Source organism: uncultured Comamonas sp., assembly GCF_964277875.1.
Lineage (GTDB): Bacteria > Pseudomonadota > Gammaproteobacteria > Burkholderiales > Burkholderiaceae_C > Comamonas > Comamonas sediminis.
Genome location: NZ_CAXYJV010000050.1, coordinates 70,894 through 92,973, shown reverse-complemented (window position 1 = coordinate 92,973; position 22,080 = coordinate 70,894). Strand labels below are relative to the sequence as shown.

Below are 22,080 nucleotides of genomic sequence, written 5' to 3'. Positions count from 1 at the left end.
GGGGGCTGAAAACCGGGTTCTGCGCCTTTGTCTGCATTGTGCTAACCGCGCCTGGCAGCCGCATGGCCGCTGCAATGCGGCAGGGCGGCTGGCCCGGTTGACAAAGATTGACTTTAGCTAATGGCTGAGGGCCTTGCTAGAGTATTGTTCCGGCGTATGCGTAGGCTCCTGGCGCACGGCCTGAGGCGGCCAGCGCTGCGGTGCTTAATCTTCGCTGGTGCTGTTGGCCGGCTGCCGCTGCAGCCACTCTTCAAAGGCCTCGCGGGCGGAGTTGCGCAGCGTTTTGCGAAAGCGCTGCTTGTCTTCCAGATAGAGGCAGTGGCGCATGACCGTGAAGGGGTTGAAGCTGCTGGATGGATAGCGGTGCTGGAAGTCTGCCTTGTAGTGTCGCACTGTGGTGACATGCTTTTGCACCACGGCAAACAGCCAGCCCGCGTGGCGCACGGCAAAGTCATGCAGCAGCTCGTCGAGGAAGAACTCCACCTTCTGCGGGTCGAACTCATAGCCCGGAAAGTGCTTGTGGCCAAAGGCGACAAAGCTGAAGGCATCGAGCGGTTCGTTGTTGTCGCTCAGTCCGTCGCCAAAGGCGCCCTCGGCCTCGTCCTCGGCCCGCGAGAGCGCCAGGGCCTGGCTGGTTTCGTTGCGGATCTGCAGGAACTCGCGGTCCGCCAGTTCAAACAGCGCAGACAGGATGTTGATGCGGCGCTTGAGATTGGTCGGGATGGACTTCTTGTACTTGATCTTGTGGTCCAGCTCGCTCCAGGAGTCCTGGATGATCGTGCGGATCTGCAGCTCGAACGCCTGGTCGGCATAGGCCTGGTGTTCGGTCAGCTGCGCTTGCTGCGCATTGAGCCGCAGGTCCATGTGGATGCCCTTGTAGCCAAACTCGGACTCCGAGTCTTCCATTGGCGAGGTCTTGTCGGTGATCTCGATCACATCAAAGTACTCGCGCACGCGGGACATGATCGCCGGTGGTTCGTCCTCATAGAGACAGACCACGCGCACGCCGATCAGGTCGGTGATGTAGTCCTGGATGGCATAGTCTTCGGACTGGTCTTCGACGAAGTTGCGGTACTTGCGCTTGAACTTGCGCACGCATTCGTCGGCAGTCTTCACCCGGCACTCGAACTTGGCGATGTTGACGCCTTCGAGGTTGCTCAAAATGGCGTGGATCAGCGCATTGAACGAAGCCGCCGCTGCCTTGAGGGTGGGCAACTGGGCGGCATAGAAATCCAGGAACTCCTGTTTGCGGGATTCAAAATCGCGAGCGGGCATGGGTCGGGGCAGCAAAGAAAGGGCAGGCGCCGTGCGCCCACCAGAAGAAAAGGTTACCTGGCGCTATTGTCTACCTCTGCGGAATCGCTGATGTGGGCCTGGGGCGCAAAAAGATCCCAGACGGCAATGAACAGCGCGGCAATCAGCGGGCCGATGACGAAACCGGTGAGGCCGAACAGCGACAACCCGCCCAACGTGGAGATCAGGATCAGGTAGTCGGGCATCTTCGTGTCCTTGCCCACCAGCAGCGGCCGCAGCACGTTGTCGACCATGCCCATGATGCCGGCACCGTAGGCCGCCAGAATGAGGCCTTCGGTCGTGGAGCCTGTCGCAAAGTAATAAATGGCGACGGGGCCCCAGACAATGGCTGCACCGACGGCAGGCAGCAGCGACAGGAAGGCCATCACAACGCCCCACAGCAGCGATGCCTCAATGCCCAGAATCCAGAAAATGATGCCGCCCAGCGCGCCCTGGGTGGCAGCAACGGCCAGGTTTCCCTTGACCGTGGCGCGCACCACGGTGATGAATTTGGCGCCGAGCTTGCGCTTGTGCGCATCATCGAGCGGCGTGGCGGCCAGGATCTTGCGGATCAATGTCTTGCCGTCGCGCAGGAAGAAGAACAGCAGGTAGAGCATGATGCAGAAGCTCACCAGGAAGCCCATCGTGTTCTGGCCGATGGCCAGCACCTTGGTGGCCACATACTGGCTGGCCTGCACCGAGATGCCCGAGACCTTCTCCTGCACGACCTTGGGATCGTTCAGGTTGAAGCGGGCCAGCAGGTCCAGCACCCACTGGGGCATGGCGTTGTAGATCTGCTGGAAGTACTGGCCGAAATTCATTTCGCCCGAGTGCACGCTTTCATAGATAGTGGCCGCTTCCTTGGCCAGGGAGATGCTCAGCAGGATCAGCGGCAGGATCACCAGCACCAGGCACAGAATCAGCGTAATCAAGGCCGCGATAGTCGGGTATTTGGGGAGGCGAACCAGTATTTTTTTGTGTAGAGGCGTAAACACAACAGCGAAGATCACGGCCCAGAAAACGGCGCCCTGAAAGGGGAAAAGCACGGCAAAAAAAGCAATGCTGACGCCTATTAGCAGCAAGATGAATGCTTTGTCGTGAAGAGAGTGGTTGTTGAACATCGAGCGCATCGGTGTGAATGGATAGCGCAAATGTATCTGGTTCCTGCATAAACCTACGCTATTCCAGGCCTGTGTCCGCTGGCGCAAGGCCTTCGAAGGACAAGCCCAGACGGAAGTGGCACAATACCGGTTGATCGGCCCTTCCCAGCCACAGTCGCATCCGCCAATCGGTTCAGCCGTGTCGCGGAAGGTTGTTTATATGCACCAGCTAATGCTTTCCAGAGGAAAGCGGAGGTCAGCGGAGAAAATGAGCGATACAAACTCTGTGTATCAAGCCTACCAAGGCAACACCTATCTTTTCGGCGGCAATGCCCCCTATGTCGAAGAGATGTATGAGAACTACCTGGCCAATCCAGGCAGCGTACCAGACACCTGGCGCGCTTACTTTGATGCACTGCAAAACGTCCCCGCATTGGACGGCAGCAACGCCAAGGACGTCCCTCATCTTCCCGTAGTCAATGCCTTCGCCGAGCGCGCCAAGCAGGGCGTGACCAAGGTGGTGGTAGCGTCTGGTGCTGATTCGGAACTGGGCCGCAAGCGCACCGCAGTGCAGCAGCTGATCGCTGCGTACCGCAACGTCGGCGCACGCTGGGCCGATCTGGATCCGCTCAAGCGCCAAGAACGCCCCGAAATTCCTGAGCTCGATCCCGCCTTCTACGGCTTCACCGACGCCGACCAGGAAACCGTGTTCAACATCAGCAACACGTTCTTCGGCAAGGAATCGATGACGCTGCGCGAGCTGCTCAATGCACTGCGCGAAACCTACTGCGGCACGCTGGGTGCGGAGTACATGTACACCGCCGAGCAGAACCAGAAGCGCTGGTGGCAGCAAAAGCTCGAAACCATTCGCAGCAAGCCCGCCTTCAACGCCGACCAGAAAAAGCGCATTCTCGATCGCCTGACGGCGGCCGAAGGCCTGGAGCGTTTCCTGCATACCAAGTATGTGGGTCAGAAGCGCTTCTCGCTCGAAGGCGGCGAGTCCTTCATCGTTGCGATGGACCAGCTGATCAATGCCGCTGGCCAGACCGGCGTGCAGGAAATCGTCATCGGCATGGCCCACCGTGGCCGTCTGAACGTGCTGGTCAACACCTTGGGCAAGATGCCCAAGGACCTGTTTGCCGAGTTCGACCACACCGCTCCTGAAGAGCTGACCGCGGGCGACGTGAAGTACCACCAGGGCTTCAGCTCCGACGTGTCGACCGTGGGCGGCCCCGTCCACCTGTCGCTGGCCTTCAACCCCTCGCACCTGGAAATCGTCAACCCCGTGGTCGAAGGCTCGGTGCGCTCGCGCATGGACCGCCGCAACGATCCCCAGGGCAAGCAAGTGCTGCCCGTGCTGGTGCACGGTGACGCGGCCTTTGCCGGCCAGGGCGTGAACCAGGAAACGCTGGCACTGTCCGAAACCCGTGGCTACACCACGGGTGGCACGGTGCACATCATCATCAACAACCAGATTGGTTTCACGACCTCCGATCCCCGCGATCTGCGCTCAACCACGTATTGCACGGACATCGTCAAGATGATCGACTCGCCCGTGCTGCACGTGAACGGCGATGATCCGGAAGCGGTGGCGCTGGCGATGCAGATGGCTTTGGACTTCCGCATGGAATTCTCCAAGGATGTCGTGGTCGACATCATCTGCTACCGCAAGCTCGGTCACAACGAGCAGGACACCCCTGCGCTGACCCAGCCGCTGATGTACAAGAAGATTGCCCAGCACCCCGGCACGCGCAAGCTGTATGCCGACAAGCTGGCCACGCAAGGCCTGGGCGAGACCTTGGGCGACGACATGGTCAAGGCCTACCGCGCTGCCATGGATGCGGGCAAGCACACGGTGGATCCGGTGCTGACCAACTTCAAGAGCCAGTACGCCGTGGACTGGAGCCCCTTCCTCAAGCAGAAGTGGACCGACAGTGCCGACACCGCCATTCCAGTGGCCGAGTGGAAGCGTCTGGCCGAGCGTGTCACAACCCTGCCTGACTCGGTGAACCCGCACCAGCTGGTCAAGAAGGTGTACGACGACCGTGCAGCGATGGGCCGTGGTGACATCAACGTCGACTGGGGCATGGGTGAAACCATGGCCTACGCGTCGCTGGTGGCGTCGGGCTACCCCATCCGCCTGTCGGGTGAAGACAGCGGCCGTGGCACCTTTACCCACCGCCACTCGGTCGTGCACGACCAAAAGCGTGAAAAGTGGGACGAAGGCACCTACATCCCACTGCAGAACGTGGCCGACAACCAGGCTCCGTTCACCGTGATCGACTCCATCCTGTCGGAAGAGGCAGTGCTGGGCTTCGAATACGGCTACGCGTCCAACGATCCCAACACCTTGGTGATCTGGGAAGCGCAGTTCGGCGACTTCGCCAACGGCGCCCAAGTGGTGATCGACCAGTTCATCGCCTCCGGTGAAGTCAAGTGGGGCCGTATCAACGGTCTGACTCTGATGCTGCCTCACGGCTACGAAGGCCAGGGCCCTGAGCACAGCTCGGCTCGCCTGGAGCGTTTCATGCAGCTGTCGGCTGACCAGAACATGCAAGTGACCCAGCCCACCACGGCTGCGCAGATCTTCCATTTGCTGCGCCGCCAGATGGTGCGTCCGCTGCGCAAGCCGCTGATCATCATGACCCCCAAGTCGCTGCTGCGTAACAAGGACGCGACTTCGCCCGTGTCGGAATTCACCTCCGGTGGCTTCCAGACGGTGATCGGTGAGCGCGATGAGGCCATCGTCGCCAATGCCGCCAAGGTAAAGCGCGTGATCGCCTGCTCGGGCAAGGTCTACTACGACCTGGTCAAGAAGCGCAGCGAAGAAGGCAGCACCGATGTGGCCATCATCCGCGTCGAGCAGCTCTATCCGTTCCCCCACAAGGCCTTTGCCGCTGAACTGAAAAAGTACAGCGCCGCCAAGGAAGTAATGTGGTGCCAGGACGAGCCGCAAAACCAGGGTGCATGGTTCTTCGTGCAGCACTACATCCACGAGAACATGCTCGACGGCCAAAAGCTGGGCTACTCCGGCCGCGCCGCTTCGGCATCGCCTGCAGTGGGCTATTCGCACCTTCACCAAGAGCAGCAAAAGGCGCTGGTCGAAGGCGCATTCGGCAAGCTCAAAGGCTTTGTGCTGACCAAGTAAGCACGAGTTCAGCATTTAACGAATACAGAAAGAATTGTTATGGCAATCGTAGAAGTCAAAGTCCCACAGCTGTCCGAGTCGGTCGCTGAAGCCACCATGCTCACCTGGAAGAAGAAGGCCGGTGAAGCTGTTGCTGTCGACGAAATCCTGATCGAGATCGAAACCGACAAGGTCGTGCTCGAAGTGCCAGCCCCCGCCGCTGGCGTGCTGACCGAGATCGTGCAAGGCGACGGCGCTACCGTCATCGCTGACCAGCTGATCGCCAAGATCGACACCGAAGCCGTGGCCGGTGCCGCTGCCGCCCCTGCAGCCGCAGCGCCTGCCCCAGCTGCCGCCGCTCCCGCCCCCGCCGCTGCGCCTGCAGCTGCCGGTGGCAACAAGGGCGACGTCGCGATGCCTGCCGCTGCCAAGCTGCTGGCGGACAACAACCTGTCGGTCGGCGCCGTGGCCGGCTCCGGCAAGGATGGCCGCGTCACCAAGGGTGATGTGCTGGCCGCTGTGGCCGGTGGCGTCAAGTCCACTGCTGGCGTGATCCCGACCGGCGCACCGACCAAGTCGCTGCCCCAGGTGGCATCGCCCGCCGCTGCCCAGGACCTGGGCGAGCGTCCAGAGCAGCGCGTGCCGATGAGCCGTCTGCGTGCCCGTATTGCTGAGCGTCTGCTGCAATCGCAGTCGACCAACGCGATCCTGACCACGTTCAACGAAGTGAACATGGCACCGGTGATGGCGCTGCGCAAGAAGTTCCAGGACGACTTCACCAAGGAACACGGCGTCAAGCTGGGCTTCATGTCCTTCTTCGTGAAGGCCGCAGTGCACGCACTGAAAAAGTACCCCGTGCTGAACGCCTCGGTCGATGGCACCGACATCATCTACCACGGCTACTTCGACATCGGTATCGCCGTGGGCTCGCCACGCGGTCTGGTGGTGCCCATCCTGCGCAATGCAGACCAGATGAGCTTCGCCGACATCGAAAAGAAGATCGCCGAGTTCGGCAAGAAGGCTGCTGACGGCAAGCTGGGCATCGAAGACATGACCGGCGGCACGTTCTCCATCTCTAACGGTGGCACCTTCGGCTCGATGATGTCCACCCCCATCATCAACCCGCCCCAATCGGCCATCCTGGGCGTGCACGCGACCAAGGACCGCGCTGTGGTCGAAAACGGCCAGGTGGTGGTGCGTCCGATGAACTACTTCGCGATGTCCTACGACCACCGCATCATCGACGGCCGCGAAGCCGTGCTGGGCCTGGTGGCGATGAAGGATGCGCTGGAAGATCCATCGCGTCTGCTGTTCGACCTGTAATCGGGTCGCCGGGCAGTGATGCTACGTGTTCTGGTGGCTGCAGCGTCCGCACTCGTGCTGGGCGCCTGCGGCACCTTGCCCCGTCCTGCTGCGCAGGATGTGGCCACGCAAAGCTGGAGTGGTGACTACCGCTTCCAGTGGGCAGCAGGCACACAGGCCGCGCGCCGTGGTGTGCCCGCTCCCGCACAGGTTCGCATCCGCCCGATCACATCCGCCAAGGAGGTGCCCGGCGCGAAGGCGGACGGAAATGGCCCGCAATGGGCCATTTCATTTGTCGGTGAGCCGGGAGCGCCGCTGCCGCTCATCCCTTTCAAGGCCAGGGGCTATGAAGAGATGGGCTGGGCCGCGATGCGCGCTGGCGGCAAGATTGTGTGTCTGGAGTCCGGCTCCTTCATGTTCGTCTGCCGCACCCATCCCGGCACCACCTTGACGTTCGGTCGCCAAAACGACGAACAACTGACTACCAAGACGGGCCTCTTCGGTGTGGCATTGCACCAGGGCAGTTTTGAACTAACACCATTGGATTAATCATGAGCAAGCAATTTGATGTCGTCGTGATCGGCGGCGGCCCCGGCGGTTATGTAGCGGCCATCCGTGCAGCCCAGCTGGGCATGCAGGTGGCATGTATCGACGAGTGGAAGAACGCAGCCGGCGGCCCTGCACTGGGCGGCACCTGCACCAACGTCGGTTGCATTCCGTCGAAGGCACTGCTGCAGTCGTCCGAGCATTTCGAGCACGCCAATCTGCATTTTGCGGACCACGGCATCTCGACCGGCAAGGTCAGCATGGATGTGGCCAAGATGATTGCCCGCAAGGATAACGTCGTCAAGCAGAACAACGACGGCATCCAGTACCTGTTCAAGAAGAACAAGGTCACCTTCTTCCACGGCCGTGGCTCCTTCGTGAAGGCCGCCGATGGCGGCTATGAAATCAAGGTCGCGGGCAAGGAAGAGGAATCCATCACCGGCAAGCAGATCATTGTGGCCACCGGCTCCAATGCCCGCGCGCTGCCTGGCGCGCCTTTCGACGAAGACCGCATCCTGTCCAACGATGGCGCACTGCGTCTGGGCGCCGCGCCCAAGAAGCTGGCCCTGATCGGTGCTGGCGTGATCGGCCTGGAAATGGGCTCGGTCTGGCGCCGCCTGGGCACCGAAGTGACGGTGCTCGAAGGCATGGACAAGTTCCTGCCAGCCGTGGACGAGCAAATCGCCAAGGAAGCCAAGAAGTCCTTTGACAAGCAAGGCCTGAAGATCGAGCTGGGCGTCAAGGTCGGCGACATCAAGGCCGACAAGAAGGGTGTGCAGATCAGCTACACCAACGCCAAGGGTGAAGCCCAGCAACTGGACGTGGACCGCCTGATCGTGTCCATCGGCCGCGTGGCCAACACCATTGGTCTGAACCCCGAAGCAGTGGGCCTGGCGCTGGACGAGCGTGGCGCGATTGTCGTCGACGAGAACTGCAAGACCAACCTGCCCGGCGTGTGGGCGGTGGGCGATGTGGTGCGTGGCCCGATGCTGGCCCACAAGGCCGAGGAAGAGGGCGTTGCCGTGGCCGAGCGCATTGCCGGTCAACACGGCCATGTGAACTTTGCGACCATCCCATGGGTGATCTACACCAGCCCTGAAATCGCCTGGGTGGGCCGCACCGAGCAGCAGCTCAAGGCCGACGGCGTCGCCTACAAGGCAGGCACCTTCCCGTTCCTGGCCAATGGCCGCGCACGTGCGCTGGGCGACACCACCGGCATGGTCAAGTTCCTGGCAGATGCCACGACCGACGAAATCCTGGGCGTGCACATGGTTGGCCCGATGGTCTCGGAGCTGATCTCCGAAGCCGTGGTGGCGATGGAGTTCAAGGCATCGAGCGAAGACATCGCCCGCATCTGCCACGCCCACCCATCGCTGTCGGAAGCGACCAAGGAAGCGGCACTGGCCGTGGACAAGCGCACCCTGAACTTCTGATCCTGAAGATTTAGGTGAAAATAGCCTCTGGTGCAGATGGGTTCTGCGCCAGAGGCTATGTCATTTAGAAGACCGTCAACAGGTTCTTAGAGCAACAAGAGATTGAGACACCCATGGGTACAGCGGTAAGAGATGCATACGAGGCCGAACTCAAGGCCAAGGGTTTTCAAAGTGATCCGGCACAGATGCGTGCGGTGGAGGCCTTGCAGCGCTGTGCCGATGCCTGGGAGCAGTACAAGAACAAGCGCTCGAACCCGATCAAGAAGCTGATCAACCACCCCGACATTCCGCGCGGGGTCTACATGTACGGCGGGGTGGGGCGCGGCAAGAGCTTCATCATGGATTGCTTTTTCAATGCCGTGCCACTGCGCCGCAAGGTGCGTCTGCATTTCCATGAGTTCATGCGCGAGGTGCAGCGCGAGCTGACCTTGCTCAAGGGCACGCAGGACCCGCTCGATGTGCTGGGCGCCAGGATCGCCAAGAAGTACAAGCTCATCTGCTTTGATGAGTTCCATGTGGCGGACATCACCGATGCGATGATCCTCTACCGCTTGCTGTTGGCGCTGTTCAACAACGGCGTGGGCTTTGTCACCACCTCCAACTTCACGCCCGATGGCCTCTACCCCGACGGCCTGCACCGCGACCGCATCCTGCCGGCCATCGATCTGCTCAACGAGCGCATGGATGTGATCAACGTCGACAATGGCACGGACTACCGCCGCCGCGCACTGGAGCTGGCCCAGCTCTACCATTGCCCGCTGGGGCCCGAGGCCGATGCGGCGATGGAGCAGACCTTTGGCCAGCTCGCCGAAGTGCCCGACGAGAAGCCGGTGTTCAAGATTGAGTCGCGCGAGCTCAAGCCGCGCCGGCGTGCGGGCGGCGTGATCTGGTTCGATTTCCATGAGCTCTGCGTCAATCCGCGCTCGCAGAACGACTACCTGGAGCTGGCCACCCAGTTCCACACCGTGCTGCTGTCCAATGTGCCGCAGATGTTCGTCAACATGGCCTCGCCCGCCCGCCGCTTCACCTGGCTGGTCGATGTGCTCTATGACCGCCGGGTCAAGCTCATCATGTCGGCGGCGGTGCCACCGGAGCAGCTCTACACCGAAGGGCCGCTGTCCCATGAGTTTCCGCGCACCGTCTCGCGCCTCAACGAGATGCAGTCGCAGGAGTATTTGTCGCTGGAGCGGCGCGTGGTCGACACCGCGCTGACCTGACAGGAGAGGGCACCATGCCTCGTTTGAACACCCTGACTTTGTTGCTGCTGCTGACTGCCGGCAGCCTGGCCCATGCGGCCTCCGGCAAGACCTCGAATGCGCAGGAGCGCACGCAGGCGCGGGCCCAGATTTCGCAGGAGCGCAAGGACAGCGAAGCGCGTCTGGCCAACAATGAAAAGATCTGCTACCAGCACTTTGCGGTGACGGACTGCCTGCAGAAGGTGCGCAGCCAGTACAACACCGAAGAGCGCGCGCTGCGCCAGCGCGAGCTCGCCATCAACGCGCAGGAGCGCGAAGAGAAAACCGCCAACCAGCGTGCTTCGCGTGCGTCCAAGCAAAACGATTTTGAGCGCAAGCACCCCACACTGGATGGTGGTGCGCTGAATCAGCCCGATCTGGAACAGCGCCAGAAGGAGCATGACGAGCAGGCGGCCCAGCGCAGCAGCCATGCGCCCAAGCGCAATGCCGAGAGTATGGCCGAGCAGCAGCAGCGCCGCGAGCAGGACGCTGCCCGCCGCGCTACCAGCCAGGCGGGCAAGCTCGACAGCAAGCAGCGCGCGCAGCAGCGCCAGAATGCAGAGCGCCCCGACAACATCAGTCAAGCCCAAGAAGAATACGATGCCAAGCAGCAGGCCGCGCAGCGGCGGCTGGAGGCCCATGAAAAACGCATGAAGGAGCACGAGGGCAAGCGCAAGGCGGCTCCTCTGCCCGTGCCCCAGTAAACCGCAGCGCAGGGCCCGGTACGGGCTGCGCCTCTGGTAACGACCAAACCCTATAATGGAAGATTCGCGCCTGCACCGCTTCAACGGAAGCCGGGCAGGCGCCACCACCGCTTCACACCATGAGTACACCCACTTTTTCCGTCGCTGAGATCCGCAAGACCTTTCTGGACTTTTTCGCGTCCAAGGGGCACACCATTGTTCCGTCCAGCCCGCTGGTGCCGGGCAACGATCCCACGCTGATGTTCACCAACTCCGGCATGGTGCAGTTCAAGGATGTATTCCTGGGCACCGACAAGCGCCCCTACACCCGGGCGACCAGCGTGCAGACCTGCCTGCGCGCCGGTGGCAAGCACAACGACCTGGAAAACGTGGGCTATACCGCGCGCCACCACACCTTCTTCGAAATGCTGGGCAACTGGTCGTTTGGCGACTACTTCAAGCGCGAATCGCTGAAGTGGGCCTGGGAGCTGCTGACCGAGGTCTACAAGCTGCCGGCCGAGAAGCTGCTGGCCACCGTCTACGAAGAGGACGACGAGGCCTACGACATCTGGACCCAGGAAATCGGTCTGCCCCCCGAGCGCGTGATCCGCATCGGTGACAACAAGGGTGGCCGCTACAAGAGCGACAACTTCTGGATGATGGCCGACACCGGCCCTTGCGGCCCTTGCTCGGAGATCTTCTACGACCACGGCCCGCACATTGCCGGCGGCCCTCCCGGCTCGCCCGATGAAGACGGTGACCGTTTCATCGAAATCTGGAACAACGTGTTCATGCAGTTCGACATGGCCGAAGACGGCTCGGTCAAGCCGCTGCCCGCCCCTTGCGTCGATACCGGCATGGGCCTGGAGCGCCTGGCCGCCATCTTGCAGCACGTGCACAGCAACTACGAGATCGACCTGTTCCAGGCACTGATCAAGGCCGCTGCACGCGAGACCCATATCGACGATCTGGAAACCCCATCGCTGAAGGTCATCGCCGACCACATCCGCGCGACCGCGTTCCTGGTGGCCGATGGCGTGATCCCGTCGAACGAAGGCCGCGGCTATGTGCAGCGCCGCATCATCCGCCGCGCGATCCGCCACGGCTACAAGCTGGGCCAGAAGACGCCGTTCTTCCACAAGCTGGTCAAGGACCTGGTCGCCGTCATGGGCGATGCCTACCCGAAGATCCGCGAGCAGGAAGCACGTATCACCGAGGTGCTCAAGGTCGAGGAAGAGCGCTTCTTCGAGACCCTGGCCAATGGCATGGACATCCTGGACAGCGCGCTGGCCGGTGGCGCCAAGGTGCTGCCCGGTGATGTGGCCTTCAAGCTGCACGACACCTACGGCTTCCCGCTGGACCTGTCCAACGACGTGGCGCGCGAACGCGGCCTGAGCGTGGACGAGGCAGGCTTCCATGCAGCGATGGAGCAGCAAAAGAGCCAGGCCCGCGCAGCGGGCAAGTTCAAGATGGACCGCGCGCTCGAATACACCGGTGCCGCCAATGCCTTCACCGGCTACACGCAGCTGAGCGAGCCCGCCAAGGTGGTGGCGCTGTATGTCGATGGCAGCAGCGTCAACGCGATCGAAGCGGGCCAGACGGCCGTGGTGGTGCTGGACACCACCCCGTTCTACGCCGAATCGGGTGGCCAGGTGGGCGACCAGGGCGTGATCTCGGCCGGCGCGAACCGCTTTGTCGTGGAAGACACGCTGAAGATCAAGGCCGATGTGTATGGCCACCATGGCCAGCTGGCTGCGGGCAGCCTCAAGGTGGGCGATGCGGTGCAAGCCGAGGTGGACACCGCCTTGCGCGCCGCCACCATGCGCAACCACTCGGTCACCCACATCATGCACAAGGCGCTGCGTGAAGTGCTGGGCGACCATGTGCAGCAAAAGGGCAGCCTGGTCAACGCAGAACGCACCCGTTTTGACTTTGCGCACAACAGCCCGGTGACCGATGCGCAAAAGCGCGAGATCGAAAAGCGCGTGAATGCCGAGATCCTGGCGAACACTGAAACCGGCGCGCGCGTGATGGACATCGAGAGCGCGCAGAAGACCGGCGCAATGATGCTGTTTGGCGAAAAGTACGGCGAGACCGTGCGCGTGCTGGACATTGGTTCGAGCCGTGAACTCTGCGGCGGCACCCATGTGCAGCGCACCGGCGACATTGGCCTGTTCAAGGTCGTCGCCGAAGGCGGCGTGGCCGCTGGCGTGCGCCGTATTGAGGCGGTAACTGGCGAGAACGCGCTGGCCTACCTGCAGTCGCTGGAATCGACCGTGGACGAAGCCGCCGCCACGTTGAAGGCGCCTGTGGCCGAGCTGAACCACCGCATCGGTGGCGCGCTCGACCAGATCAAGGCGCTGGAGAAGGAGCTGGCGCAGCTCAAGGGCAAGCTGGCTTCGAGCCAGGGCGATGAGCTGGCCGGCCAGGCGGTGGACGTCAAGGGCATCAAGGTGCTGGCTGCCACCCTGGATGGCGCCGATGCCAAGGCGCTGCGCGACACGATGGACAAGCTCAAGGACAAGCTGGGCACCGCCGCCATCGTGTTGGCGGCTGTAGACGGCGACAAGGTGCAGCTGGCCGCAGGCGTGACCAAGGACAGCATTGGCAAGGTCAAGGCCGGTGAGCTGGTGAACTTTGTGGCCCAGCAAGTGGGCGGCAAGGGCGGCGGCAAGCCAGACATGGCGATGGCTGGCGGCACCAACCCAGCGGGCCTGGCGCAAGCGCTGGCGGGCGTTCAGGCCTGGGTGGCCGAGCGGGTCTGATCGCGCTTCAACCCGCTTCGCACTCCCCAACGAGCCTCCTGCAGTGCAGGGGGCTTTTTTGCGTCTGCACGGCAGCCATCCCTTCGCCACTCTGACTATTTCGCATGGCGGTACGTAGTCGCACTTAACGAAATTGACCTGCCCGCGTGAGAAGATCGCCGCGCTTTGAATTTAACGAGAGACAGAAAGGTGACTATGTCGGTGCAATTGGAAGAGAGCCGTTCGGCGCGGTTTGCGATGCGGTGTGCGGCTTGGGCCGAGAAGTGGTTTCCCGATTCCTGGGTGTTTGCGGTCGTGGGTATTGCGATCGTGGTGCTGGCTGCGCTGGCCATCGGTGTGCCGGTGCAGGAGACCAGCAAGGCCTTTGGCAAGGGTTTTTGGAGCCTGATCCCGTTCACGATGCAGATGGCATTTGTGGTGATTGGCGGCTATGTGGTGGCCAGCTCCAAGCCTGCATCGCGGCTGATTGAAGCGCTGGCCAAGGTGCCGGGCAATGGCCGCAGCGCGGTGGCCTGGGTGGCACTGATCTCGATGGTCGCCTCGCTGCTCAACTGGGGCTTGAGCCTGGTGTTTGGTGGCCTGCTGGTCAAGGCACTGGCCCGCCGCACCGATCTGAAAATGGACTACCGCGCCGCTGGTGCCGCTGCCTACCTGGGCCTGGGCGCTGTCTGGGCGCTGGGCATTTCCTCGTCGGCAGCGCAGCTGCAGGCCAATCCGGCCAGCCTGCCGCCATCCATCCTCGCGATCACCGGTGTGATCCCGTTCACCGAGACGATTTTTCTGTGGCAATCGGGCGTGATGCTGCTGGCCCTGGTGCTGATCTCGCTGGTGATTGCCTACGTGACGGCGCCCGGCGCTGCCAACGCCAAGGATGCCGCCGCCTGCCAGGTGGACATCAGCGCCGAAGCGCAACCGGTGAGCAAGCCCACCCGCCCGGGTGAATGGCTGGAGCACAGCCCGATCCTGATCATTTTTCTGGTGCTGCTGGCGGTCGGCTGGATGGTGGAAGAGTTCTCCAGCAAGCCGGCGATTCAGGCCATCTCCGGCCTCAACACCTACAACCTGATTTTTCTGATGGTGGGTGCCTTGCTGCACTGGCGCCCGCGCAGCTTTCTGGATGCGGTGGCGCGCGCCGTGCCGACCACCACCGGCGTGCTGATCCAGTTCCCGCTGTATGGCTCCATTGCCGCGATCATGACCGAGGTCAAGGGCGTGGATGGCCATACGATTGCGCACTACATCTCGACCTTCTTCACCCAGATCGCCACGCATGACACCTATGCGCTGCTGATGGGCGTCTACTCGGCCATCCTGGGCTTCTTCATCCCCTCGGGCGGCGGCAAGTGGATCATCGAGGCACCGTATGTGATGCAGGTGGCCAACGACCTGCAGTACCACCTGGGCTGGGCCGTGCAGATTTACAACGCCGCCGAAGCCTTGCCCAATCTGATCAACCCCTTCTACATGCTGCCGCTGTTGGGCGTGCTGGGTCTCAAGGCACGCGATCTGATCGGCTTCACCTTTGTGCAGCTGCTGGTGCATATCCCGGTGGTGCTGTTCCTGCTGTGGTTCCTGGGCCAGACGCTGGCCTATATTCCGCCGGTGATGCCCTGAGCATTGTTGGGTGACAAACCACCGTGACCCAGGCGAGCTGCGGCTCGCCTTTTTTGCTGGCTTGGCTTACAAAACCGCCGCTGATTTCGGGTTAACCTTGGCCCCCATCGACGACAACAACGAGGAGAGAGCAATGGCGACAACGACATGGAGCGGCGCCGCGCTGGGCGCGTTGGCACTGGCATTGGCGGCCATCGCCCCTGCGGCGCAGGCGCAATACGGGCGCGATGGTGAGGTGACCTGCGAGAGCCAGGACGGACGCACGCGCGAATGCCGCACTCCCTTCCGCGACCCGGTGGTGAGCGAGACCTTGTCGAGCGCCTCCTGCGTGGAAGGCCGCAGCTGGGGCCACCGTGGCGGAGGCGTGGTCTGGGTGACCGACGGCTGCCGCGCCCGTTTTGCAGACGGCCGAGGGGGTGGCGGCTGGAGTGGCGGTGGCTGGGGAGGCGGCGGCAGCAACCAGCTGGTGCGCTGCGAAAGCAATGACGGCCGCATGCGCGAGTGCGCGATTCCACGTGGCACCCGGGTCGAGGTCGCCCGCCAGCTCTCGGATTCGCGCTGCGATGAGGGCCGCAGCTGGGGCCAGAGCGGTGATTCGGTCTGGGTCAGCCGTGGCTGCCGCGCCGACTTTGCAATCAGCAGCGGCTACGGTAGTGGCCGGCCCAATCCCGGCTATGGCCAGGGCCGTGAGCTGACCTGCAGCAGCGATGACCGCCGCGACAACAGCTGCGAGTGGAATGCGCGCTGGGGCCGCCCGGTGCTGCTGGAGCAGCTGTCCAGCGACAGCTGCCGCGAAGGCTACACCTGGGGCTATGACGACCGCGCGCGCCGCATCTGGGTCACGCGCGGTTGCCGTGGCCGTTTTGGCAGCCGCTGAGCCAGGCCAACGATGACGAAGCGGTCAGCGTCAGCTGGCCGCTTTTTTCATCGCGTCATCCATCGGCTGCAGCACCAGCAGCGCCCGAAAATCATTCACATTGGTGTGGGTCGGGCCGGTCACCACCAGGTCGCCCAGCGGGCCAAAAAAGCCATAGCTGTCATTGCGGTCCTGGTAGGCGGCGGGTTTGAGCTGCAGCGCAGCGGCCCGGGCCAGCGTGTCCGGCGTCACCACTGCGCCGGCATTGTCTTCCACTCCATCAATGCCATCGGTATCAGCGGCCAGCGCCCATACGCCGGGCACGGCCTGCAGCGCCTGGGCCAGGCCCAGGCAGAACTCGCCCGCACGGCCGCCCCGGCCCCGCGCGGCGCCGTCGGCCGGTTTGCGCACTGTCACCGTGGTCTCACCGCCAGACAGAATCACACAGGGCCGGGCAAAGGGCTGGCCATGCAAGGCCACGGCACGGGCCAGCGCCGCATGCACCTTGGCCACCTCGCCCGATTCACCCTCCATCTCGTCGCTGAGCACATGGCAGGCGATGCCGGCATCGCGTGCGGCAGCGGCCGCTGCCTGCAAGGACTGCTGCGGCGTGGCGATCAGTTGCACCTGGTGGCCGGCAAAGCGCGGGTCGCCGGGCTTGGGGGTTTCCAGCGCGCCGCTGTGCAGCGCTGCACGCACAGGCTCGGGTAGCGCAATCGCATAGCGCTCCAAAATCGCCAGCGCATCGGCGCAGCTGCTGGGGTCGGGCACCGTGGGGCCGCTGGCGATGATGGCGGGCGAATCACCAGGCACATCGCTGATCAGCAGGCTGACCACCTGCGCCGGGTGGCAGGCGGCACCCAGGCGCCCGCCCTTGATGCGCGAGAGGTGCTTGCGCACGCAGTTCATCTCGCCAATATGGGCGCCGCTCTCCAGCAGCTCCCGGTTGATGCGCTGCTTGTCGGCCAGGCTGAGACCTTCGGCCGGCAAGGTCAGCAGCGCGGAGCCGCCGCCCGAGATCAGGCAGACCACCAGGTCATCGGCGCTCAGCCCCTCAGTCAGCGCCAGCATGCGCTCTGCCGCAAGCAGGCCGGCGGCATCGGGCACGGGGTGGGCGGCTTCCACCACCTCGATGCGCTGGGCCAGGCCCGGCGGGCGCGGCGGAATATGCCCGTAGCGGGTAACAACCAGGCCCGACAGCGGCGCCTGCAGGGGCCAGAGCTGCTCCATCGCCTGCGCCATTGCCGCGCCCGCCTTGCCCGCGCCAATCACCAGGGTGCGGCCCTTGGGCACTGCGGGCAAATGCTGGCGCAGGCCTTCGAGCGGCAGTGCATCGCGCACCGCCACCTGGTACAGATACTGCAGGAAGGGCAGGGGATGCAGATGGGGATCGGGCACAGGCTGGGCGCCATCGCTGCCATGGATATCGATCACGTGGGCCGCAAAGGCTGCGGAGGGGGTAGAGGTCATGGGCTGGGAGCGTCGCTGAGTGAGCCGTTTTGCGAAGGCGCGGCTGGTCGCCCTTGCGCAGGATTGTCGCTGTGCCCCCGGGGTATGGGCAAGCAGCGATAATGCTGCCCTATGTCATCCCCCAAAGTGTTGTTCGGCTTCCATGCCGTTGGTGTGCGCATGAAGACTGCGCCCAAATCGATCATCGAAGTCTATTTCGAGTCCACGCGCCGCGATGCGCGCATGCGCCAGTTCCTTGAGCGCGCCAAAGAGGCGGGGGTGCGGCTGATCGAAGCGGATGCCCCACGCATCGCGAAGCTGGCAGGCTCGCATGGCCACCAGGGCGTGGCTGCCCGCGTCGAAGAGATCAAGGACACCCGCACCTTGGATGAGCTGCTCGACGACCTGGAAGAAGCCGGCGTCACCTCGCCGCTGCTGCTGGTGCTGGACGGCGTGACCGACCCGCACAACCTGGGTGCCTGCCTGCGCGTGGCCGATGGTGCCGGCGCCCATGCAGTGATTGCGCCCAAGGACCATGCCGTGGGCATCAACGCCACGGTGGCCAAGGTGGCCAGTGGTGCCGCCGAGACGGTGCCGTATTTCATGGTGACCAACCTGGCGCGTACCTTGAAGGAGCTCAAGGAGCGCAATGTCTGGATCATTGGCACCAGCGACGACGCCCCCAACACCTTGTACCAGGTGGACCTGAAGGGCCCCGTGGCCCTGGTGCTGGGCGCCGAGGGCGACGGCATGCGCCAGCTCACGCGCAAAACCTGTGATGAGCTGATCGGCATCCCGATGATGGGGGCCGTCTCCAGCCTCAACGTGTCGGTGGCCAGCGGCGTTTGCCTGTACGAAGCGCTGCGCCAGCGCACGCCTGCCAAGGCAGGTTAACAACCCCTTCCCACTGCGCAGCGTCCCAGGCGCTGCGCCATAAAAAAAAGGCTGAACCCCATCGGGCTCAGCCTTTTACTTTTATGGGGGCCGACTTAGTCGTCCAGCTTTTCACGCAGCACCACACCGGTTTCGGGGTGGATCTTCAGCTCCACGCGGAAACCCTGGGCATTGATCGCATCGGCTTCCCAGATGCCGTCATCGAGCTCCAGGTCGCGGATATGGGTATAGCCCGCCTGGGTCAGCAGCTGGTGGATTTGCGCTGCGCTCAGCATGGCGCTGCCCGCACCGGCACCCGGGTTGGGGGCAGGCTGGCCGGGCTGGGACAGCACCTCCAGGCTCACCGGGTGCAGCACCAGCTTTTGCTTGATGCCATTGGCGCCGCGCACCTTGGCTTCCCAGAAGCCATCGTCAAACTCCACTTCCTTGATCTGGCCGTAACCCATGGCCTGCAGCTTGGCAGCAACCTGGCTGGCGCCCGGGTAGGTGCTGCCCAGCTCGGCCTTGCGGATGGCCAGCAGGCTGCCGTCAGCATCGTTCACCAGCACATAGGCGCGGTTGCCGTCCTGCTGGGTGGCCTTCGCGGTCCAGTAACCGTATTGCTTTTCCAGGTCCTGGGGGGCAACCAGACCGCTGGCGGTGATGCTGTTGAGCACTTCCTGGGCGTTGTAGGCCTGGGCTGCAAACGGCAGGCTGGCAGCGACGCTGGCGGCACCCAGGATCCAGGCAATGGTGGTCTTCTTCATGGTTCAATCCCTTCAATGTGTTGGCATGCAAACCAGCAGGTGGCTGGTTCGTCATGGCCTGAAGTATTGAAAAACGGCCCTAAACGCCGTGTGAAGCGGCTGTTCATGGTCTGTTTAATCGCGCTTGTCATAATGCCAGCCATGGCGCAAATTCCACCCCGCTTTTCTTGCATCGCTGCCTGGTCGCTGGCCGGCAGCTTGCTGCTGGGCGGCGCCAGCCAGGCCGCCGAGCATGATGCCGTGCGTGCGGCGGTAGCCACCGGCCAGTACAAGCCCCTGTCGGCCATCCTGAGCGATATTGCCGCCAGTCAGGCCGGCCGCGTGGTGGATGTCGAGACCAAGCGCGGCCCCAAGGGCGAGCTGCGCTACGAGATCAAGCTGGTGGACCACCAGGGCCTCAAGCAAGAGCTGCTGATCGACGCGGCCAGCGGCCAGACCGTGCAGCAAGTTGCCAAGGACCGCTCGCAGGCACTGGGCATGCTGGAGCTGGCCCAGTACCTGGCCAAACTGGCCCAGCAGCATACCAGCCGCATCACCGATGTGGAGTTCGAGCGCGATAGCCAGGGCCGGGGCGTCTATGAAATCAAGCTCAGCGCGGACCAGCAGGGCTACCGCAAGCTGGTGATGGATGCGGCCACTGGCCAGGTGCTGCCATCGGCCCAGGCCAAGGCCCGCAACCCGGCGCCGCTCAAGCGGGTGGACGAGGTATTGCACGCGCTGGCGCCCCGGTTTTCCGGCCAGGTGCTGGAGGTGGAGCTGGAGCATGACGAGAGCCAGGGCTCTTATTACGACATCGAGTTGCTGCAGGGCAACGGCAACACCTTGAAGCTCAAGGTAGACGCTCGCAGCCTGCAGGTGCTCAAGCAAAAAATAGAGGATTGACGGCGGATGCGCATTCTGGTCGTGGAAGACGATGCCGAACTGGCGGCACAGATGGAGCAGGCGCTGGTGCGTGCTGGCTTTTCGGTCGATGTGGAGGCCGATGGCGATGCCGCATCCTTTGCCGGCAGCACCGAGCAATACGATGCAGCCGTGCTGGACCTGGGCCTGCCCCAGCGCGATGGTTTGACGGTGTTGCGCGATTGGCGCGAGGCGGGCTGCCAGTGGCCCGTGCTGATCCTGACCGCCCGCAACCGCTGGAGCGACAAGGTGGCGGGATTTGGTGCGGGCGCCGATGACTACCTGACCAAGCCCTTCATGCTCGATGAGGTCGTGCTGCGCCTGCGCGCCATGCTGCGCCGCACCTCGGGCAGTGCTGCCACGGTACTGCGGGCGGGCTGCCTGGAGTACGACGTGACGGCCGGCCGCTTCTTGCAGGACGGCCAGAGTCTGCAACTGACGGCGCAGGAGCACAAGATTCTGGCCTATCTGATGCACCACCCCAACCGGGTGCTGACGCGCACCGAGATCAGCGAGCATGTCTATGCCCGCGATCTGGACCCGGACTCCAACACCATCGACGTGCTGATCGGCCGCATACGGCGCAAGCTGCGCCAGTCCGATCTGCTGGTAACCGAGCGCGGGCAGGGCTTTCGCCTGAACGCGCCCAGCTAGCGCTGCCGATGCCCAGCACCATGGTCTTGCCTCTCAGCCCTGCCTCCCGGCGCCCGCATGTGCGGCGCTGGTCGCTCGCTGCGCGCATGGCTGCGTTGGTCATCGTGCCCAGCCTGCTGGTGATGGTGCTGGGCGGCTGGTGGCTGCGCTACGAGGTGCATGCCAGCCTGCTGGGCAGCATGTCGCGCACCTTGGAAGAGAAATCCGAGCGCATCAACGCCCGCCTGGCGTTGCTGCCCGATGGCAAGGTGCAGGAGGCGGCCGGCGGCAGTGACGAGTTCAGTGCCATTTTCTCAGGCTGGTACTGGCAGCTGCAGGGCCAGGCACCGGCGCAGTTGCGCACGGCGGCTGCACCGGTAGTGCTGGCCCGCTCACGATCGCTGTGGGACCAGCCGGACCTGGTGGTGGAGCAGGGCGGGCTGTGGGGCAGCGAACGCCTGCAGCTGGCGACCGGCCCACAGCGGGAGGCGCTGTTGGTGCAGCATTTTCCGGTGGCACCCGGCGCAGGCGCAGCGCCGATGTATTTGCAGGTCTTTGGTCCCGCGCAGCCGTTGATGGCCAGCTTGCGCCGCATCGACCAGATCCTCGGGGTCACCGGCGCGGTACTGCTGTTGCTGATTGGCGCGCTGGTCTGGCTGCAGCTGCGCGTGGGCCTGGCCCCGCTCAAGCGCCTGGTCGATGTGATTGCCGGCCTGGGCAAGCCGTTGCCAGGGGCGCCGTCTGCCACCGAGCAGATTGCCCAGTTGCCGCTGGGCACGGACTTGCAGCCCTTGCAGCAGGAGTTGGCGGCCTTGCTGGCACGCAACACCCAGGTGGTGGAGCGCTCGCGCTCGCACGCGGCCGATCTGAACCATGCGCTGAAAAAACCTTTATCGCTGCTGATGGCCCATGCCGGCAGCCGCGCAACCGTACCAGCGCAGCTGGTGCAGCAGCAGACCACGGCGATGGCGCGGCTGATTGACCGCTACCAGGCCCGTACCTTCAGCGATGCGACCTTGGTACATGGCGCAAGCGCGGGCTTGCCGATCGATGTGCTGGCCTGCGCGCGGCAGATGCTGGCGATGCTGCGCCAGCTGCACCAGGCCAGCGGCCTGGACTGGCAGCTGGTGGAAGCGGGCAACGCCTTGTGGTGGCGGGGTGAGCGCGCCGATCTGGAAGAGTTGCTGGGCAACCTGCTGGACAACGCCGGCAAGTGGGCTGCCTCCCAGGTGCGGCTGACGGTGCAGGGCAACGCCACCCAGGGCCTGGTGCTGCAGGTAGAGGACGATGGACCGGGCATGACGGGCGCACAGATGCAGGCGGCCGGTGCGCGGGGCAAGCGCTTTGACGAGACGGTCGCAGGCACGGGCCTGGGCCTGGCGATTGCGCAGCAGATTGTGCACGGCTATGAGGGCCAGCTGCAGCTGCGCAAGAGCGAGGCCTTGAAAGGGCTGCTGGTGCGGGCCGAGATGGCCGGGGTTTTGGGCTGACGGCGCTCAGCCCG

17 protein-coding genes are annotated in these 22,080 nt (G+C 63.6%); 13 read left to right on the top strand and 4 right to left on the bottom strand.

Annotation, left to right across the window (positions count from 1 at the left end; genetic code table 11):
* Nucleotides 1-204 precede the first annotated feature (204 nt).
* Together ACHWUQ_RS21375 and ACHWUQ_RS21370 are read right to left on the bottom strand one after the other, a co-directional pair.
* Complete coding sequence (locus ACHWUQ_RS21375; protein WP_239812163.1) at nt 205-1,275, bottom strand: GTP pyrophosphokinase family protein; 1,071 nt, start codon at nt 1,273-1,275, stop codon at nt 205-207.
* Nucleotides 1,276-1,328: 53 nt separating this feature from the next.
* A complete protein-coding gene (locus ACHWUQ_RS21370; RefSeq protein ID WP_239812700.1) occupies nt 1,329-2,414 on the bottom strand; it encodes an AI-2E family transporter in 1,086 nt (361 codons plus the stop codon).
* A 247-nt stretch (nt 2,415-2,661) separates the two neighbouring features.
* Between ACHWUQ_RS21370 and ACHWUQ_RS21365 the strand changes: the two genes are divergently transcribed.
* From ACHWUQ_RS21365 to ACHWUQ_RS21325, 9 genes are all read left to right on the top strand, one after another.
* A complete protein-coding gene (locus ACHWUQ_RS21365; RefSeq protein ID WP_394682390.1) occupies nt 2,662-5,541 on the top strand; it encodes a 2-oxoglutarate dehydrogenase E1 component in 2,880 nt (959 codons plus the stop codon).
* A gap of 39 nt (nt 5,542-5,580) precedes the next feature.
* The gene (gene odhB / locus ACHWUQ_RS21360) at nt 5,581-6,843 is read left to right on the top strand and encodes a 2-oxoglutarate dehydrogenase complex dihydrolipoyllysine-residue succinyltransferase (RefSeq protein ID WP_312530614.1); all 1,263 of its coding nucleotides are present in this window, start codon (nt 5,581-5,583) and stop codon (nt 6,841-6,843) included.
* Nucleotides 6,844-6,861: 18 nt separating this feature from the next.
* Complete coding sequence (locus ACHWUQ_RS21355) at nt 6,862-7,371, top strand: hypothetical protein (RefSeq protein ID WP_394682389.1); 510 nt, start codon at nt 6,862-6,864, stop codon at nt 7,369-7,371.
* A gap of 2 nt (nt 7,372-7,373) precedes the next feature.
* Nucleotides 7,374-8,801: a dihydrolipoyl dehydrogenase gene (lpdA, locus tag ACHWUQ_RS21350; protein WP_230778264.1), complete on the top strand. Its 1,428-nt coding sequence runs from the start codon at nt 7,374-7,376 to the stop codon at nt 8,799-8,801.
* Between the two features lie 113 nt (nt 8,802-8,914).
* Entirely contained in the window at nt 8,915-10,018 is a 1,104-nt protein-coding gene (gene zapE, locus ACHWUQ_RS21345) for a cell division protein ZapE (protein WP_239812158.1), read from the top strand.
* Nucleotides 10,019-10,032: 14 nt separating this feature from the next.
* Entirely contained in the window at nt 10,033-10,740 is a 708-nt protein-coding gene (locus ACHWUQ_RS21340; RefSeq protein WP_312836275.1) for a hypothetical protein, read from the top strand.
* Between the two features lie 119 nt (nt 10,741-10,859).
* A complete protein-coding gene (alaS, locus tag ACHWUQ_RS21335; RefSeq protein WP_394682388.1) occupies nt 10,860-13,484 on the top strand; it encodes an alanine--tRNA ligase in 2,625 nt (874 codons plus the stop codon).
* A gap of 195 nt (nt 13,485-13,679) precedes the next feature.
* Nucleotides 13,680-15,098 (top strand): short-chain fatty acid transporter, encoded by a 1,419-nt coding sequence (locus ACHWUQ_RS21330; protein ID WP_394682387.1) that lies wholly within the window; start codon nt 13,680-13,682, stop codon nt 15,096-15,098.
* A gap of 133 nt (nt 15,099-15,231) precedes the next feature.
* Complete coding sequence (locus ACHWUQ_RS21325) at nt 15,232-15,975, top strand: DUF3011 domain-containing protein (RefSeq protein ID WP_394682386.1); 744 nt, start codon at nt 15,232-15,234, stop codon at nt 15,973-15,975.
* Between the two features lie 30 nt (nt 15,976-16,005).
* Here the strand turns inward: ACHWUQ_RS21325 and ACHWUQ_RS21320 are convergent, their stop codons facing one another.
* Nucleotides 16,006-17,424, bottom strand: a complete 1,419-nt coding sequence (locus tag ACHWUQ_RS21320) for a glycerate kinase (RefSeq protein ID WP_394682385.1) — start codon at nt 17,422-17,424, stop codon at nt 16,006-16,008.
* A gap of 111 nt (nt 17,425-17,535) precedes the next feature.
* Here ACHWUQ_RS21320 and rlmB point away from each other — a divergent pair, with 111 nt between their 5' ends.
* Entirely contained in the window at nt 17,536-18,297 is a 762-nt protein-coding gene (gene rlmB / locus ACHWUQ_RS21315) for a 23S rRNA (guanosine(2251)-2'-O)-methyltransferase RlmB (protein ID WP_116925577.1), read from the top strand.
* A gap of 95 nt (nt 18,298-18,392) precedes the next feature.
* Here rlmB and ACHWUQ_RS21310 read toward each other — a convergent pair whose 3' ends face one another.
* Entirely contained in the window at nt 18,393-19,043 is a 651-nt protein-coding gene (locus tag ACHWUQ_RS21310) for a PepSY domain-containing protein (protein WP_394682384.1), read from the bottom strand.
* Nucleotides 19,044-19,184: 141 nt separating this feature from the next.
* On the opposite strand from ACHWUQ_RS21310, the gene ACHWUQ_RS21305 reads away from it, so the two are divergent.
* The 3 genes from ACHWUQ_RS21305 to ACHWUQ_RS21295 are packed head-to-tail and all read left to right on the top strand — an operon-like array spanning nt 19,185 to nt 22,066.
* The gene (locus ACHWUQ_RS21305) at nt 19,185-19,925 is read left to right on the top strand and encodes a PepSY domain-containing protein (RefSeq protein WP_394682383.1); all 741 of its coding nucleotides are present in this window, start codon (nt 19,185-19,187) and stop codon (nt 19,923-19,925) included.
* 6 nt (nt 19,926-19,931) lie between these two features.
* Complete coding sequence (locus tag ACHWUQ_RS21300; RefSeq protein WP_312530632.1) at nt 19,932-20,597, top strand: response regulator transcription factor; 666 nt, start codon at nt 19,932-19,934, stop codon at nt 20,595-20,597.
* Between the two features lie 20 nt (nt 20,598-20,617).
* The gene (locus tag ACHWUQ_RS21295; protein ID WP_394682382.1) at nt 20,618-22,066 is read left to right on the top strand and encodes a sensor histidine kinase; all 1,449 of its coding nucleotides are present in this window, start codon (nt 20,618-20,620) and stop codon (nt 22,064-22,066) included.
* Nucleotides 22,067-22,080 lie beyond the last annotated feature (14 nt).

Coding starts and splice junctions, on each gene's coding strand:
- ACHWUQ_RS21375 (WP_239812163.1), bottom strand. CDS start 1,275: ATGCCCGCTCGCGATTTTGAATCCCGCAAACAGGAGTTCCTGGATTTC.
- ACHWUQ_RS21370 (WP_239812700.1), bottom strand. CDS start 2,414: ATGTTCAACAACCACTCTCTTCACGACAAAGCATTCATCTTGCTGCTA.
- ACHWUQ_RS21365 (WP_394682390.1), top strand. CDS start 2,662: ATGAGCGATACAAACTCTGTGTATCAAGCCTACCAAGGCAACACCTAT.
- odhB (WP_312530614.1), top strand. CDS start 5,581: ATGGCAATCGTAGAAGTCAAAGTCCCACAGCTGTCCGAGTCGGTCGCT.
- ACHWUQ_RS21355 (WP_394682389.1), top strand. CDS start 6,862: ATGCTACGTGTTCTGGTGGCTGCAGCGTCCGCACTCGTGCTGGGCGCC.
- lpdA (WP_230778264.1), top strand. CDS start 7,374: ATGAGCAAGCAATTTGATGTCGTCGTGATCGGCGGCGGCCCCGGCGGT.
- zapE (WP_239812158.1), top strand. CDS start 8,915: ATGGGTACAGCGGTAAGAGATGCATACGAGGCCGAACTCAAGGCCAAG.
- ACHWUQ_RS21340 (WP_312836275.1), top strand. CDS start 10,033: ATGCCTCGTTTGAACACCCTGACTTTGTTGCTGCTGCTGACTGCCGGC.
- alaS (WP_394682388.1), top strand. CDS start 10,860: ATGAGTACACCCACTTTTTCCGTCGCTGAGATCCGCAAGACCTTTCTG.
- ACHWUQ_RS21330 (WP_394682387.1), top strand. CDS start 13,680: ATGTCGGTGCAATTGGAAGAGAGCCGTTCGGCGCGGTTTGCGATGCGG.
- ACHWUQ_RS21325 (WP_394682386.1), top strand. CDS start 15,232: ATGGCGACAACGACATGGAGCGGCGCCGCGCTGGGCGCGTTGGCACTG.
- ACHWUQ_RS21320 (WP_394682385.1), bottom strand. CDS start 17,424: ATGACCTCTACCCCCTCCGCAGCCTTTGCGGCCCACGTGATCGATATC.
- rlmB (WP_116925577.1), top strand. CDS start 17,536: ATGTCATCCCCCAAAGTGTTGTTCGGCTTCCATGCCGTTGGTGTGCGC.
- ACHWUQ_RS21310 (WP_394682384.1), bottom strand. CDS start 19,043: ATGAAGAAGACCACCATTGCCTGGATCCTGGGTGCCGCCAGCGTCGCT.
- ACHWUQ_RS21305 (WP_394682383.1), top strand. CDS start 19,185: ATGGCGCAAATTCCACCCCGCTTTTCTTGCATCGCTGCCTGGTCGCTG.
- ACHWUQ_RS21300 (WP_312530632.1), top strand. CDS start 19,932: ATGCGCATTCTGGTCGTGGAAGACGATGCCGAACTGGCGGCACAGATG.
- ACHWUQ_RS21295 (WP_394682382.1), top strand. CDS start 20,618: ATGGTCTTGCCTCTCAGCCCTGCCTCCCGGCGCCCGCATGTGCGGCGC.